A 16,774-nucleotide genomic window follows, 5' to 3' on the forward strand; every position below is an offset into this window, starting at 1 on the left:
ATGAGCATCGGTACAAAAAGATCTGATCAGGCCGTTGCCAACGCACAGGCTCCCGTACTCTCCGTCGCCGGCCTCACCACCTCCTTCATGCTCGAGCGGCAATGGATTCCCGTCGTTCGCAACGTCTCGTTCGACATCGCGGCCCGCGAGACCGTCGCGATCGTCGGCGAGTCCGGTTCGGGCAAGAGCGTGACCGCGCTGTCGATCATGCGGCTCGTTCCGAACGAGATCGGTCGCGTCGAGGGCCGGGTCATGCTGGCGGGGCGCGATCTGCTCGCGCTGCCCGAGGCTGATATGAAGGATATCCGCGGCAATGACGTCGCCATGATCTTCCAGGAGCCGATGACGAGCCTCAATCCGGTGCTCACCATCGGCTTCCAGATCGCGGAAGCGCTGATCCAGCATCGCGGCCTGTCGCGCGCGGAGGCGGAGGCGGAGACCATCCGCCTGCTCGATCGCGTCCGCATCCCTGCGGCGGCATCGCGTTTCCACGAGCATCCGCATCGCTTCTCCGGCGGCATGCGCCAGCGCGTGATGATCGCGATGGCGCTGGCTTGCAAGCCGAAGCTCCTGATCGCGGACGAGCCGACCACCGCGCTCGACGTCACCATCCAGGCGCAGATCCTGGAGCTGCTCAAAGAGCTTCAACAGGAAGAGGGGATGTCGATCCTCTTCATCACCCACGATATGGGTGTGGTCGCCGAGATCGCGGACCGCACCGTGGTGATGTATGGCGGGCAGGCGGTGGAGACCGATGCCACCGCGCGCATTTTCGCCGCGCCCGCACATCCCTATACGCGCGCGCTGCTCTCGGCCGTGCCGCGCCTCGGCTCGATGGACGGGCGGACGCGGCCGATGCGTTTTCCGATCGTCGACAAGGTGACCGGGACTTCGGACGAGCCATCCGAGACGCCCGATACGGTCTCACCCGCCGAGCGGCCTTTGCTCGAAGTCTCGAACCTCACCACGCGCTTTCCGATCCGCTCGGGCCTGTTCGGCAAGGTCTCCGGCCGCGTCCATGCGGTCGAGAACGTCTCCTTCACCTTGCGCGCCGGCGAGACACTGGCCCTGGTCGGCGAATCCGGCTGCGGCAAGTCGACCACCGGCCGCTCCATCCTGAAGCTGACGGAGCCGGACGGCGGTACGGTCCTGATCGACGGCCAGGATGTGCTGGCCATGAACGGCCGGGCTTTGCGCGATGTGCGCAAGCACATGCAGATCGTGTTTCAGGATCCGTTCGCGAGCCTCAATCCGCGCATGTCGGTGGGAACGGCGATCGCTGCGCCCTTGCTTGCCAACGGACTCGCGACGGCGTCGCAGGCGCGCGACAAGGTTGCCGACCTGCTCGTCCGCGTCGGCCTCTCCGCCGACATGGCCGCGCGCTTCCCGCATGAATTCTCCGGCGGTCAACGCCAGCGCATCTGCATCGCGCGCGCGCTCGCGCTCGGGCCGAAGCTGATCGTCGCCGACGAAGCGGTCTCCGCGCTCGATGTTTCGGTGAAGGCGCAGGTCGTCAACCTGATGCTCGACCTGCAGGCCAGCATGGGCCTCGCCTATCTCTTCATTTCCCACGACATCGCCGTGGTCGAGCGCATCAGCCACCGCGTCGCCGTGATGTATCTCGGCGAGATCGTCGAGATCGGCCCGCGTGCGTCGGTGTTCGGCAACCCCCGGCATCCCTACACCAAGAAGCTGATGGCTGCCGTGCCGGTGCCCGACCCGTCGCGCCGCGGCACGCGGCGCCAGGCCTCCAATGACGAGATCAGAAGCCCGGTCCGCGTGCCGGAATATCAGCCGCCGGTGCGGCAATATCGCGAAGTGTCGCCCGGCCATGTGGTGCAGGCATGGGGCGAGGAATGGTCGGCATGACACTGCGAGCTTCACGAAACCAGGCGTGGATCTTTGATTTCGGCCAGACGTGATCAGCTTTGCTGACCAACCGCGCGTTGCAGATCCAGCGTGTTCGCCGTCCGGTTATCGCGACAATGCAGACGCGTCCTCCGGAAATTGTGACTGAATAGAGCGACAGGGAGGAGCAATGTGTGAACCGCTTCATACGCGATCGCTCTCTTCCTGAATTACCACTCTCGCAACGAAAATTGCCGCACCCGGCTCGTTTCAAACGCGGGTGAGAGGCAATGCCTGCGCAGCCGCATGCTCGCAGCTTTGGATTGGTTCCGTCTCGCTCACGAGCAAAGCCAGTCCCATCACTCAGCAAAGATTCTTCAGAAATTGGAATGAAAGGGCATCGCGCAACTCACGCAGCTTCTGTTCGGGGTCGGCCGGTAGGCTGCTACTTACTCAGAAGGAGCTCCTATGAAGATAAGCAGCGCAATTTCCAGCGCCTTCTCTGCAACAAGGCGCGTCGGCAATCTCCGGATCGCCCGTTCCAGTCTGATCAAATCGGCCCATCTTCTTGAAAGAATCGGGCTGGCCGCGGTTGGAGCCTCTGGCGGCCTCTATGTTGGTGCGACCCTGTTACGTCAGAAGGCCGGACTGTTTGAAAGCGGCTGGGTCGTCCTGATAACGATGCTCTACGGAGCTCTTGGCTATTACGTGGGGATTGATTTGTCCGGCAATGTCGCACGGAGGTCGACATCGAGCATCTCGGAAGAATGGAACGGTTCCGAGCCGGTGGAGATCATGAGTGCGGCCGGAACGTTCGGCGCGGCAATCGCTGCAACTCTGTCCGTCAGCATCCTTGTCCTTGATCAAAATCTGCCCAACGGCCTGATCGGCTTTGTTGCCGGCTGCTGGGTGGTTGGTTCTTCGCTCCAGGTTGCGGCGGGCACGATGGCTCGCAGTTATGAAGCGCCTATCGGCGAGCAGTGAAGGAAGCTGCGGTCGTGGAAAACATCCGCTCGGCACAAGCCGTGTTGTTGGTTTCGGTTCTGGTTCGAAACGACCGCCACGACTCATCGCAACCTCTGCCGTCCAATGCTGCGTGCCAACGATGTTTGGTAGCAAAGCCGTTCGCATCGAGCAGCGTCACTGCTTGAAAAGCGATATCGGTATTGAGAAACCTAAGTTATCGCGCAACAAACAAGACGTGCCATCATTATGTTGTTGGTATATTGTCGCCGCGCGCCGTGGTCCAGATTCTGCTAAATGCCGACCACATGATCGGTGGAGCCAATGCAGATTGCGGAGTGGCTCGATAAGCTGGGGCTTGCGCAATACGCCGAGCGCTTTGCCCAAAATGGGATCGACATAGGCGTCCTTCCCGAACTGATGGACGAGGACTTCGAGAAGCTCGGAGTCCTGCTCGGCCATCGCCGCAAAATGCTGCGTGCTATCGCTGACCTCGATCCGGCCGCGTTGATCGCATCGCCCGTTCCTCCTCAGGACGCCGAGCGGCGTCACCTCACCGTCATGTTTTGCGATCTGGTCGGCTCGACTGCGCTCTCGGCGCGTCTCGATCCCGAGGATATGTGGGAGGTGATCCGGGCCTATCGCGCTGCCTGCGCGAGCGTGGTTGCTGCTTATGATGGCAGGATAGCCAGATTCGTCGGTGACGGAATACTCGTCTATTTCGGCTATCCGCGCGCCCACGAAGATGATGCCGAGCGCGCGGTCCGCGCCGGCCTCGACATGATCTCCGCGATACGCCAGCTCAAGACAGGGACCGACGAACGAGCTGAACTGCGGATCGCAATTGCGACCGGACTTGTGGTGGTCGGCGACCTCATCAGCGGAGATGCGTCGGAGGAGCACGCAACCATCGGCGACACACCAAACCTCGCGGCCCGGCTCCAGAGCCTGGCGGAGCCGGGGGTCGTCGTCGTTGCTTCATCGACGCGCCGGTTGCTTGGCGATCTCTTCTCCCTGCGCAATCTCGGTCGCCGTGAGGTCAAGGGAATGGCAGACCCCATCGCAGTCTGGGCGGTGGAAGGAGCGACCGCATCCGAGAGTCGCTTCGAGGCAGTCCGTGCCGCGCGCTCGATCGGCTTTGTCGGACGCAAGAACGAGATCGAGTTCATCCTCTCGCGCCAGCGGGAGGCATGGCAGGGCCGGGGCCAGATCGTGTTGATTTCCGGCGAGGCGGGCATTGGCAAGTCGCGTATTGTGGCAACGCTGTCCGAAAGCCCCTCGTTGGGGACGCACCGCCGCGTGCGATATCAGTGTTCGCCTTACCACACCAACAGCGCGCTTCATCCCTTTGTCGCGCAGCTCGAGCGCGCCGCCGGAATTCGCTCGCACGACACGCCGGATCAAAAGCTCGACAAGCTCGAGGCAATGCTGGCAATAGGAACCCAGCAGGTCGCCCGGGCAACACCGCTCATTGCGGCTCTGCTTTCGATTCCCACCGGCGACCATTGCCCGCCCCTCGGCTTGAGCCCGGCGCAGCAGCGGCGGCAGACATTTGCCGTCCTTCTCGATCAGCTTGAGGGACTGGCGCGAGACCAGCCGCTGCTGATCATCTGCGAGGATATGCATTGGGCCGATGCCACGACACTTGAACTGTTCGATCTCGCGGTCGATCGGATCAGAGGACTGCCGATACTCGTGCTCCTGACGTCCCGGCCGGAGTTCGAGCCCTCCTGGTCGGGCCTTGCCAACGTCAGTCTGTTGCGGCTCGACCGGCTCGATCGGCAGGACACGCGCGCGCTCGTCGAGCAGATCGTCGTCGGTCGCCAGCTGCCACGCGAGATGATGGAGCAGATCATCGACAAGACCGATGGCATTCCGTTATTCGTCGAGGAATTGACCAAGATGGTGCTGGAATCCGGGCTGCTCGTCGAGGATGCCGGGCGCTACCGCCTGAATAGTCCGCTGCCGCCGCTTGCCATCCCTGCGACGCTGCAGGATTCGCTGATGGCGCGGCTCGATCGGCTCGCTCCGGTCAAGGAGGTGGCGCAGATAGGCGCCGCCATTGGCCGCGACTTCTCGTACGCGCTGCTGAAAACCGTGGGGGGACGCGACGATCTGACGCTGGGCGCGGCGCTGGCACAACTCGAAGAGGCCGAACTGCTGCTGCGTCGTGGGACGCCGCCCGAAGCAAATTACAGTTTCAAGCACGCCCTTGTTCAGGAAGCGGCCTACGAGAGTCTGCTCAAGAGCAAACGGCAGGTGCTTCACACACGAATTGGCGATGTCCTGCGCGAGAAGTTTCCAGTCGTCGCCGAGACCGAGCCGGAAGTTCTCGCGCACCACTTCACCGAGGCGGGGCTGAACGAGATCGCGCTCGAGTGGTGGCGCAAGGCGGGCCAGCAGGCGTTGAAACGCTCGGCCTATTCCGAGGCGATCGCGCATCTCGGCAAGGCCATTGCGATCGCCGATCAATTGCCTGACGAGCCCCGCCGGATGATGAGCAGGCTGCATCTTCAAATCGCATATGGCCGTGCCTTGCGGGGCAGCCTCGGCCACAGCGCTCCGGAAACGGTCGCCGCATGGACGCGCGCGCGCCAATTCGCGGCCGGTATCGATGATCCCGTTGAACTTGCGCCGGTCCATTCCGGCCTCTTCAATGCCTGCCTGACGCACGGCGAACTTGCTCCGATGCGGGAGCTGGCGGATGCCATCAGGAGCGCCGCTGAGCGACGGCCAGACTCGCCGGTGGCCGCCGTCGTGGCCCATTGGACTGGCGGCGTGACCTGCTGGTTCGCCGGCGAGTATTTGAACGCGCGTACGCATCTTGAGCGGGCGCTGGCAATCTATCGGGCCGAACCGGATCCCGCGACCTTCAGGCCTTCGGCGCTGGATCTCCCGTTCGTGATCATGCGATTTCTCGCCCTGGTGCTCTGGCCGCTCGGCGGCATCGCTCGTGCGCGCAAGCTCGCCGCGGAAGCGGTGGGTACTCCGGGAGAAAAACGGGCGCTGTCCCAGGCCAATGCGCTGGTTCATCGCGCTGTGTTCGACGGAGTGTGCGGGGGCATGTTGCAGCAGACAGAGACGATCCTGGCGCTCGGTCTCGCACGCGACCATACGATGCCGCTGTACGTGGCCGCCGGCACCTACCTGAACGGCCTCGCCAAGTGGCGTGCCGGCGACCGAATGGCCGGACTGGCGGACATGCGTCACGGCTGGACCTTCCTGCACGAGAACGATTGCTACCTCTGCGAACCGTTCTGGGGGATGCATGTCGCCCTGGCGATGGCAGATGCAGGCGAAGTCGAGACCGGGCTGGAAATCCTGGACGAATTGATCGTCGGGACGGGACAATCCGGCCAGCATTGGCTTGACGCCGAGCTGCACCGTGTCCGCGGTAAGCTCTTATCGCGCCATGACCCCTCGGACGAATCCAGGGCCGAAGACGCCCTCAAGCGAGCGCTGGACATCGCACAACATCAGCAGACCAAGACCTTCGAGCTGCGCAGCGCCCTTGAACTTGCACGCCTGTACAAGACAAATGGCCGGGCGGGTGCGGCATCCGAAGTGCTCGCGCCCGTGCTCGCTGAATTCGAGGCGGAGCATGGTCTTCCCGAATTCGCGCAAGCGAAAGAGCTGCTTAGGAATGGGCGTTAGCCGCGCCGCCATTCGATCGGTACAAGCGCCGCGCCGACTTCAAGCCAGAATAGGTCGGCATCTTGTTCTCGATTCCGGAGCAGTAGTTCTCCGGTTTTGACACGTCTTAACCTGCTGTGGTGAAAGCTAGATATGCTTCTCGTGGTTGCGAGGGGGAGTCTGCTGCGGCGGCGAATCGCGATTTTCGGCCAGCAGCAATGTTGTCGGATTGCTCATTGCCTCAAGGCGCAGGCTTCATGCCAACGCCTGGGCTGTGCGGCGATTGGCTTGCCTTCGCAGGGGCAGGCGGAGCGACCAAAGCCCATTTGGAGATCCAGTCGTGGTTCGCTTGCATGTCGAACGTTTCATTCGCAGCCGGATCGCTCGGCGGTCCCTGGCACTCGGGATCATCGCTCTCAGCGGATGGGCCTTGTTGCCGTATGTGACCTACCGAATCGCCCCCTCCGCCTATGTCAATGCCGAGCTCATGCGGGTGACTGCGCCGATGGCGGGTCAGCTCTCGTCAGATCTTCCACGCAAGGGTGAATATTTCGAGCACACCCGGATGGTGCCGCTGGTCGAGGCGCGTTCGCCGGATCGCCGGCACCTCATGGACCTTGATCAGCAGCTGGCCATGTCCACCAAACGCGCCGAGCTTGCACGCCGGCAACTCGAGGAAATCGCCGAGCTCGATCGCAAGCTCCGTGAGCGAAGCGAGGACTATCGTTCGGGGATGGTAGCGCGCCTGAGCCACGAGATAGGTGAAACGGAAGTTGAAAGAGGCGGCTGTCTCGCTGAGGCGCGGCAGCGCAACGATGTCGCGGGCCGCATGGAGAGGCTCGTGAAGCTCGGCATTAGTTCGCAGATCCGCTCCGGTGAGGCCCAGGCCTCGCAGGAGGCAACCGCAACGCGGTGTCAGATGGCCGAGGAACGCCTGCGGCGCCTCAAGACGGAATTGGGGGCGGCCGGCAAGGGCATTTATCTTCGTGGCGATGCCAACGACGTGCCCTATTCTCAGCAGCAGCGCGAGCGGCTTGTCCTCCGCCGCCAGGAGCTCGAGACAGACCTGTTGCAGAACAGCTCACGTGCCGCGCAGTTGGCCGCGGAAATTGCAGAGGAACGCACTCGACTTGATCGTCTCGATCACTACGATCTGTCCTTGCCCGCAGCCCATGTGGTCTGGTCGGTCGCGGCCAGCCCGGGCTCGATGGTCACGGAAGGGCAGTCGGTGTTCGATTTCGCAGATTGCAAACGCCGGTTTATCGTCGTTGAACTACCCGAGCGCGATTTCGAGAAGATCAAGGCCGGAGATGCGGCAACCGTCCGCCTGATTGGGAGTCGCGAATGGAAGAGCGGCCAGATCCGGCAGGTCCGCGGATCGGCCGCGTACGGCGATGATCGGCTGCTTGCGGCTAGGGTGCCGCGGCCTGATCCGGGCAACATTACCATTGAGATATCGCTTCCGCCCAATGAGACGTCGGCCGACCGCAATGGCTCCTGCGATATCGGACGGTTGGCCGAGGTGCGCTTCGAGCGCAGAGCCGACGGCCTGCTACGATTGGTCAGCTCGAAGTTGAAATGGCTGACCGCTCGCCTGGAACTCGACCAATCGCCCCTGTGAGCGAGATGTTCCATGCAAGCCATGACTCTGCCTCTCTCTCTCAGCTGTTCGCGCCGATGCTGGGCATCTTTGCTGCGATGTATCTGTTGGCGCCGACCTTCCCAGTCGCGCGCCCTTGGGCGCGTCTTGCGGTCTTTGCCGTGGTTTGGCTTGTGGTGGCCCGCTATCTCGAATGGCGTATTTTCACCACCGTGCTGCCGGCAAGCGGGACCTGGTATCAGGTCGGCTGGATCTGGTTCTGTCTGTTCGTCGAGCTTCTGACTTTCACAGATCAGTTCATTCTCTATCTGACGTTCCTTCGCAGGACCGATCGCCGAAGCGAAGCAGATCAGCACGAGCATCGGCTTCGCAGCCTGCCGGATGATGAGCTGCCCTCGGTCGACGTCTTTATTCCGACCTATGACGAGCCATTCGAGGTGCTGGAAAAGACGATCACCGGTGCGCTGTGCCTGGACTATCCGAACCTTCAGGTCTGGGTCTTGGATGATGGTCGCAGGCCTTGGCTCAGGGCACTCTGCACGCAAAAGGGCGCCGGCTATCTCACGCGCGCCGACAATTTGAATGCCAAGGCCGGCAATATCAATCATGCCCTGACCAAGACGAGTGGCGAGTTCTTCGCGATCTTTGATGCGGATTTCGTGCCGCAGCGCAATTTCCTGATGCGCACGATGGGCTTCTTCGCTGATCCAAAGGTCGGAATCGTTCAGATCCCGCACGTCTTCTACAATGAGGACCCGATGCAGGCGAATCTCGGCCTGCACAGGGGACTGCCGGACGAACAACGGTTCTTCTTCGATTCCATCATGCCCGCGCGCGACGGCTGGGATGGTGCTTTTTGTTGTGGTTCCAACTCCGTCACGCGTCGCGCAGCACTCCGCGCGGTAGGCGATGCCTTGCCGACCCAGTCCATTACGGAAGACATCCTGCTGACGCTCGTCCTGCTGCGCAAGGGATACGTCACCCGCTATCTCTGCGAACCGCTGGCGATTGGACTGGCGCCGGAAAGCCTTGATGCCTTTTTCGTGCAGCGGCAACGCTGGGCGCGTGGCGCGATCCAGACGCTGTACCTCGCCGCCGGCCCGCTCGGCCCCGGACTGGGCTTGATGCATCGGCTCCTCTTCTTTCCGACGCATTGGCTCTCATTGGGCTTGCGGGCGCTCATGGTCGTGGTGGTTCCGATCGTGTTCATGTGGACCGGCTTGGCGCCTGTCGTCGATGTCACCCCCGAATCGGTGTTCTACTACTTGTTCCCCGCGATCCTGGCGCTCAACGGCGGCATCTCCTGGTTCGCGCCGCACGTGCATTTTCCGCTCGCCGCTCAGGTGTCGGCGACGATCCAGAGCTTCAAGATATTGCCGACGGTGCTGGGGACTCTCGTCAAGCCGGCGGGACATGCGTTCAGGGTGACGCCGAAGGGCGCTGCCGCGCGGCGCGCAAGTTACGCTGCGGAGATATTCTGGCCGTCGGCGGTCCTGATGGCGTTGACGGTTGTCGGTGTGGTTCTGAACACGATCCCGGAATGGCGCATCATCGATCATCCGGCGGCTCTACCGATGGTCGCCTTCTGGTCGGTCGTGAACATCGTCGTGCTTTTCTTCGTCTGCATGACCTCGCTGCAGGCGCGGATGGGACGTACCGAGGAGCGTTTCGACATCGACGAAACTATCTTGATCCAGACCGGGACCGGCGAGCAGCTTTCTGGACGCGTAAGCAACATCTCCCTCTCTGGCGCCGGCGTTCTGCTTGGCTCCGGCATTGACTGTCCTCGCGCCGGAGAGCCGCTGCGCGTGCACATCATGCAGGTGGGATGGGTAGATGCGGTGATTGCGCAACAAAGGGGCCGGCTCATCGGGGTGCAGTTCAAATTGCCGCAGTCGCTTGAACGAGACCTGCTGATCCGAAAGCTCTTTACCGTCGCCCGTCTGAAGCGGAACGGTGCCATCGCGTGCTCGGTGAATAGGGCGATGCTCAAGAACATCTGGTCGATGGCCGCGCCGTTGCCCCACATTGTTGCAGGCGGCGCGAAGCCCGCGTCGGTCTCGCCGACCGAGCGTCTGCCGGCAGAGAGCATGGTCATTCGGCCTCAACCGCGGACAGACGATTTTGCACATCTTGCCGGGGCTCGAAGCCTGCATCCGACGAGTTTCACTGAACCTGGCTTTGGCCGAGTGGCCGGCACAGTGCTCGAGGCCGTCGCGCCGAGTTGATTGCTGTGTTGTCCTTCTCGTCGGACCAGTCCATGGGCTGTCGATCGACGGTCAAGCCGCTCATCGATGCCGTCAGTCTCCTTCCGGCGTTCTGCCAAAAAATCACAGCCGGAACGCGCAACCACCCTTTAGCCCAGGGCGTTTACCGGCGTTGAGGGTGCAGGGAGCATCTCTTGATCGATCACCGCAGCGATCTTCGGAAAGGGCGTCTGACGCTCTGGGCCTCCGCATTCGTGGCGGTCGCTTGCTTGGCGATTGTCGCGCTCAGCGGCTGGCGGGAGTGGTCCTCGCGACAGACGCTGCTGAAGGGCTCCGAAACAGACATGGCCAATCTGGCCCGGTCGGTGACGCAACACGCGGACGATACGTTCGAACTCGCGGACACCGTTCTCAATGTGTTGGTCGGCCAACTCGAACTCGAGGGAAGCAGCCCGGCCGCGATCGCCAAGATTCAGACCTTTCTTTCCCGGCGCAAAGCCGCGAACCGGATTCGCGCTGTGTTCGTCTATGACGAGACCGGCCGCTGGCTCGCGACCAGCGAGCCCGTGGATTTCGCCGGCCTCAACAACAGCGACCGCGAGTATTTCCAGCATCATCGCGCCGTGGCTGAGCGAGGAACCTTCATTGGGGGTCCAGTGAGGAGCAGGTCGGGGGGCCAATGGATCATCACAGCGTCAAGGCGCTTCGATCATCCTGACGGCAGTTTTGCCGGAGTGGCTCTTACCACGATCGATGTCGACTATTTTTTACAATTCTATCGCGGATTCGACGTTGGCCAGAATGGCTCAATTGCACTGGCGACCGCGAAAGGCGTTGTCCTCGCGCGTAGCCCGGACAACGGATATACGGGCCGCGATCTGTCGAATGCACCGCTTTTTAGGAATTTCCGCGAGCGGCCAGCTGCGGACGTTTACTACTTCACGTCGCCTCTCGACGGCGTTCGGCGTCTGAGTTTTTATCAACTCAGCAGTCGCTACCCTGTTGTCGTGGTTGCGACGGAATCGGAAGACGACGTCTTGGCCCCCTGGCGCAGAGCGGCGCTGACGCGCGTAGCTGCGGTGCTGGGACTGATAGGAGGGCTCGCTATTGCGGGGGTTTTGCTGGTGCGCCAGTTGCACATGCGGCAGAAGATGGCGGCTGCTCTGATCGCCAAGGAGGCGGATTTTCGTCTCCTCGCGGAGCAGTCGGGAGACATGGTCATGCGCATAGCGGTCGATGGACGGATTCTCTATACGTCGCCGTCCAGCGCGCGAGTCCTCGGCTGGGCTCCGAACGAATTGGTGGATACGTCGGCCCTCGCCGGCATAAATCCGGCGGATCTGGCGCGGGTTGAGGAGACGATCTCCGCGTTGATGAACGGCGAAGCCGAGGAGGCAAGAATCACTTATCGCACTCGGCATCGCGAGAAAGGCGAGGTCTGGATCGAAACCGCGCTGCGCGTCGCCAGGAGTGCGCAGAGTGGAGACATCGACGGCGTGGTGGCGATCTCGCGCGACATGACCGAACGTAAGGACCTGGAACATAAGCTGGCGGCTCTCGCCAGTTCGGATGGCCTGACGGCCTTGGCAAACCGCAGACACTTCGACGAGCGGCTAGAAGCGGAATGGGACCGGGCCAGGCGCGAAGGAACGCCTCTGTCACTTTTGCTGATGGATGTCGATCATTTCAAGAGTTTCAATGATCAGTACGGGCATCAGGCGGGCGATGCATGTCTCCGCTCGGTCGCCGGGGTCCTGGCGGAGCAGGCCAGGCGGCCGGCAGACTTGGCCGCTCGGTATGGTGGTGAGGAATTCGCCTTGCTGCTGCCAAATACCGACACGGGAGGGTGCGAGCAGGTCGGCGAGCGAATCCGGCAAGCGATTCAAGACCTCGGCATCCTGCACGCGCTCAATCCGCCATCCAAGCAGGTCACCCTCAGTATTGGTGGCGCCACACATATGTCGTTCGGCGATAAGGCTGATTGCACGTCGTTGATAGCGGCTGCGGACAAGGCGCTCTACGCCGCCAAGGAGAGCGGGCGCAACCGCCTTGTGATGTCAGGGCAAGTCATCGCGTGGCCCAGCGCGATACGAGCTTGAAGAGCAGCTCTAAAGCGCGATGCGATTAGGATGAATCGTCATCGCGCTTTAGGTTGTTGTTTGAGCATGATCTTTTCGGAAAACCGCTACACACTTTTCCGGATCATGCTCTAGTGCGCCGCGGCGTGACCCTCTCGAATTCACGTGCACGAAATCGCGCAGCAGCGGATAGATCTCGTTGTTCCAGCGCTTGCCGGAGAACACGCCGGCGCTGCGGTCCGCGGGCTGATGACCGGGCTGGGTCTGGTTGCCGTTCCCTTCGGGTAGCGTACAAGATCGGATTGTACTATAAGTAGTGCAGAAGATTGCTGACGGCGTCAATTCAATACTCGTGACAGAATTTCAACGGTGGGTGAGATGTGGCACGGCGTGACTCCGGTTTCATCGATGCATGATCCAATCCTGTACGAAAGCCCTGAGCGTAAGGATGTGCTCGTGGCAAACGCGGGGCCGGGCACGATCTTGGCCAGAGCCTGGTCAACTCCCCAAGGTGAAGGAATGCCCAGCAGTCAAATCGAGCTTCGGCCAGGAGATCAACGGGTCCTGTCTGGCTGTCTCATTCGTGCCAAGCATAAACCGCCAGGCGATCTCGCTGCCGTTGCATGGAGGGTTCTTCAATAGGAGGACTTATGAGCAAGTTTCCTCAAATCCGCATACTGCATATCTCAGACATCCATTTCGGGGGCGACCATTTCTGTCGACATCCCGGGTCAGGGGCAAGCGCTGGAATTCCCAAGCTTTGGGAGCTGATAGCAAGCGATCTCGGCGGCATCGAGTGGAAGGAGTTCATATGGGCCAATCAAGCCGATTACGATGAACCTACTCGTTTGATCCTCGTCGTTTCGGGGGACTTGGCTCACACCGCCGATCCAAGAGAATTCCAGAGTGCGTACGAGTTTATCGAAAATCTGATCAGAAACCCCATACTGGGTACGAAGGTTGCGCTTCAAGACGTTTTCGTCGTGCCCGGAAACCACGATGTCGTATTCAATCAAAGCGATCCTGAACATCGCTTTCTCCCCTATTGCAATTTTTACAACAAGCTTTTCCGAGGGATTTCCGAGGCTCGGCCAGTTGTTCACGCCGATCAGGCCGACAAGCTCACGCAGGTTCGCGCGTTTCCAAACGACCGCCTGCTCGTGGCCGAGATAAACTCGAGCTACTATGTAGAGAAGGATACCTTTGACGAGAGCAGGGGGCAGGTCGACTACAAGGCCATCGCTTCGTTGAGACGCGGCTTAGAGCGAGTGGCTTCAGAGACTCCAGATTCCAAGGAGTGGCTGAAGGTTGGGGTTGTTCACCATCATCCTGTTCTCTTGCCGTCTTTCATTGAGGCAGGCAGAGATATTGACGCGATCCTCAACGCGGGATCGCTCTTGACACTCCTTCGTGAGCATGGCTTCCAACTCGTTCTTCACGGTCACAAGCATTTCCCGCAGGTGTTTTCGTACGATCCCGATCCGGCATGGACGGCGCCTGACACACCAACCCCCAGACCGCAGTTAATCGTCGCAGGCGGTGCCGCTGGTAGCAAGACGCTGCCTCAGGCGGGGTTGAGGTCCAACACCTACAATCTGATCACAATAAAGTGGAATCCCGGGGCGCTGCAATCCAGGGTGCAAATTGTCACGCGCGGTTTGAATAGATGGGGTCCGGCGGGAGAGCTGGATCCGGATCAATGGAATTGGCGTACCCTTCGCGTCTACGACAAGGTCATGTCCCCCTACGACAGTTTGCCGCTCCCTACCCAATCTCGCCGTGTCGATTTTCCCGTGCCACCCGACGAGCTCGAAGCGAGGCGAAAGAAAGAATACGAACGGCTCAGATGCAACATGCCTGTTGTAGAAGTACTGCCGTCCCTGATGCCCGGACAAGGATACGAAGCCCGTGCTTGGATCGTGCCGCATCCGGGTCATAACACTTTTCCAAAGGAAGTATTGTGGTCGGCGGGCCCGAAATTCAAACGACAGATATCGAGCGCGGACGCATCGTCTAACTTCTGCGTCTCCTTCCACTATTGGGGACCCATGCAGATTCAGGCCGAGCTGATATTCGAAGACAGGGCCGAAACCACCTACCTGTATGCGCGGCTGCCGGATGCAATCACCCGTCGATGAAACGCCTCCGCCGGAATCGCCTGAGCCCCACTTGCCCGTCTCACGAATTCACGTGCACGAAATCGCGCAGCAGCGGATAGATCTCGTTGTTCCAGCGCTTGCCGGAGAACACGCCGTAATGGCCGACGCCGGCCTGCATGTGGTGGACGCGGCGATAGGCGCGCACGCCGGTGCAGAGGTCCTGCGCGGCCAGCGTCTGGCCGATCGAGCAGATGTCGTCCTTCTCGCCTTCGACCGTCATCAGGCCCATGCGGCTGACCGCCCTGGTGTTCACGGGACGGCCGCGATGCATCAGCTTGCCTTGCGGCAGGAGGTGCTCCTGGAACACGTCGCGCACGGTCTCGATGTAGAACTCGGCCGGCAGATCCATCACGGCGAAATATTCGTCGTAGAACGTCTTGATGGTCGCGGCTTTCTCCTTCTCGCCCTTGGCGATGTGGTTGGCGAGGTCGAGATGCTGCTTGATGTGGCGCTCGAGATTCATCGAGACGAAGGCGGTGAGCTGCACGAAGCCGGGATAGACCTTGCGCAAGGCGCCGCGGCACTGCATCGGCACGTAATTGATCAAATTGCGCTCGAACCATTCGATCGGCTTGCTCTTGGCGAACTCGTTGACCCTGGTCGGCTGGATCCGCGTGTCGATCGGGCCGGCCATCAGCGTCAGCGTCGCCGGGCGCGAGGGATGGTTGTCCTCGCACATGATCGCGGCGGCCGCGAGTGCGGAGACGGACGGCTGGCAGATCGCCACCATGTGCGGGCGCGGCCCGAGCTGTCCGAGGAAATCGATCAGGTGCTCGGTGTAATCGTCGAGCCCGAAGCGGCCCTCGCTGCGCGGGATGTCGCGCGGATTGTGCCAGTCGGTGATGTAGACGTCGTGGTCCTGCAGCAGCGTCTTCACGGTGCCGCGCAGGAGCGTCGCGAAGTGGCCGGACATCGGCGCCACCAGCAGCATGCGCGGCTGCTCGCCGACGCCCTCTTTCTTGAAGTGCAGCAGCGAGCCGAACGGCGTCGCGTAGGCGATCTCCTCGCTGACGGCGACCTCGCGGTTGCCCACCATGACGCTGTCGATGCCGTAGGCGGGACGGTCGTAGGTGAGGGTGGAGCGCGAGATCAGCTCCAGCGCGGCCGACAGCCGGCCGACCACCTGGTCCGATAGGCCCTGAGGCACCAGGTGGAGGAATTTGAGCGCGGACGAAGCCCCCGCGCGCCATGGCGCCGTCAGGTCCATGTGGTTCTGAAAAGCCTGATAATACATCGACATCATACTGAACCGCCCACCCCGTCCCGTGCTGCTATGCAATAAGGACGCCAGACGGCAATCGGGCCCCGCGCAAAACTGGCACGTCGCTTGCTGTTCATGCCGTGGAAGCACGAGGCCACGGGCAGGCCGGGCCGATGTCGGGACCAGGGAAAGGGTCATATGGCGAAGGCGACACTGACCATCAGCAGCAAGAACTACTCGTCCTGGTCGCTGCGTGGCTGGCTGCTGACGAAATTCTCCGGGCTCGACTTCGAGGAGATCGTCACCGCGCCGGACGATCCGTCGGCGCGTGCCGAGATCCTGCTGCTGTCGTCCTCGATCCTGGTGCCGTGCCTGCGGCACGAGGGCGCCGTGGTCTGGGACACGCTGGCCATTGCCGAATATCTCAACGAGGCGATGCCGGACGCCGGCCTGCTGCCGGCCGACCGCGTCCAGCGCGCCCATTGCCGCTCGATCTCAGGCGAAATCCATTCCGGCTTCACCACGCTGCGCGCCTCGCTCCCGGTCAACCTGAAGGGACACTTTCCCGGCTTCAAGATCTGGTCGCGGGCGCAGGCCGACATCGACCGGGTCTGCTTCATCTGGCGCGACTGCCTGGAGAAATCGGGCGGCCCCTTCCTGTTCGGCGAGAAGCGCACCATGGCGGATGCGATGTACGCCCCGGTGGTGACGCGCTTCGTGACCTACGACGTCAAGCTCGCACCGCCGCTGAAGGCCTATGCCGACACCATTATGGCGATGCCCGAGATGCAGGAATGGATCGCGGCGGCGAGGGAGGAGCCGGCCGAGATCGAGGAGCTCGAGGTCGAATATTAGGCAGGTGTCGCACGGCCCTGCCTGTTTCGGCGGCGCAGGTCCCTCCGCTGCGGCTGCAGCGCTATGCCTTTGCAACAATTAACCTTTGGCGCCGGCGACAGGCGCCTGCGATCCCGCCGGCTGCGCAGATATTGTGCGTGCCTGCCGGGGCGCCGCGAGATCTAGTCGTGAACAGAAGCGTACAGGGCGCTTCGGCTGATTCGGACGTGATTCGTTCGGGCCGCGTTCCG

9 protein-coding genes are annotated in these 16,774 nt (G+C 61.8%); 8 read left to right on the top strand and 1 reads right to left on the bottom strand.

Going from position 1 to position 16,774, the window contains the following annotated elements; all coding sequences use genetic code 11:
- The 7 genes from N2604_RS12515 (at window position 1) to N2604_RS12545 (ending at window position 14,467) form a co-directional block, all read left to right on the top strand.
- Complete coding sequence (locus N2604_RS12515; protein ID WP_260374945.1) at window positions 1-1,869, top strand: ABC transporter ATP-binding protein; 1,869 nt, start codon at window positions 1-3, stop codon at window positions 1,867-1,869.
- Between the two features lie 447 nt (window positions 1,870-2,316).
- The gene (locus N2604_RS12520) at window positions 2,317-2,832 is read left to right on the top strand and encodes a hypothetical protein (RefSeq protein WP_260374946.1); all 516 of its coding nucleotides are present in this window, start codon (window positions 2,317-2,319) and stop codon (window positions 2,830-2,832) included.
- Between the two features lie 303 nt (window positions 2,833-3,135).
- Window positions 3,136-6,465 (top strand): adenylate/guanylate cyclase domain-containing protein, encoded by a 3,330-nt coding sequence (locus N2604_RS12525; protein ID WP_260374947.1) that lies wholly within the window; start codon window positions 3,136-3,138, stop codon window positions 6,463-6,465.
- 319 nt (window positions 6,466-6,784) lie between these two features.
- Window positions 6,785-8,065: an HlyD family efflux transporter periplasmic adaptor subunit gene (locus N2604_RS12530; protein ID WP_260374948.1), complete on the top strand. Its 1,281-nt coding sequence runs from the start codon at window positions 6,785-6,787 to the stop codon at window positions 8,063-8,065.
- Complete coding sequence (locus tag N2604_RS12535; protein WP_260374949.1) at window positions 8,023-10,272, top strand: glycosyltransferase; 2,250 nt, start codon at window positions 8,023-8,025, stop codon at window positions 10,270-10,272. The genes N2604_RS12530 and N2604_RS12535 overlap by 43 nt, the downstream gene beginning before the upstream one ends.
- 173 nt (window positions 10,273-10,445) lie before the next feature.
- Window positions 10,446-12,350, top strand: coding sequence for a diguanylate cyclase domain-containing protein (locus tag N2604_RS12540; RefSeq protein WP_260374950.1), 1,905 nt, complete (start codon window positions 10,446-10,448; stop codon window positions 12,348-12,350).
- Window positions 12,351-12,979: 629 nt separating this feature from the next.
- Window positions 12,980-14,467: a metallophosphoesterase gene (locus N2604_RS12545; RefSeq protein WP_260374951.1), complete on the top strand. Its 1,488-nt coding sequence runs from the start codon at window positions 12,980-12,982 to the stop codon at window positions 14,465-14,467.
- Window positions 14,468-14,507: 40 nt separating this feature from the next.
- Here N2604_RS12545 and N2604_RS12550 read toward each other — a convergent pair whose 3' ends face one another.
- Window positions 14,508-15,731, bottom strand: a complete 1,224-nt coding sequence (locus N2604_RS12550) for a polyhydroxyalkanoate depolymerase (RefSeq protein ID WP_260374952.1) — start codon at window positions 15,729-15,731, stop codon at window positions 14,508-14,510.
- A gap of 156 nt (window positions 15,732-15,887) precedes the next feature.
- Here N2604_RS12550 and N2604_RS12555 point away from each other — a divergent pair, with 156 nt between their 5' ends.
- Entirely contained in the window at window positions 15,888-16,544 is a 657-nt protein-coding gene (locus tag N2604_RS12555; protein WP_260374953.1) for a glutathione S-transferase family protein, read from the top strand.
- Window positions 16,545-16,774 lie beyond the last annotated feature (230 nt).

Origin of the sequence: Bradyrhizobium sp. CB1015 (assembly GCF_025200925.1) — a bacterium.
Classification (GTDB): domain Bacteria; phylum Pseudomonadota; class Alphaproteobacteria; order Rhizobiales; family Xanthobacteraceae; genus Bradyrhizobium.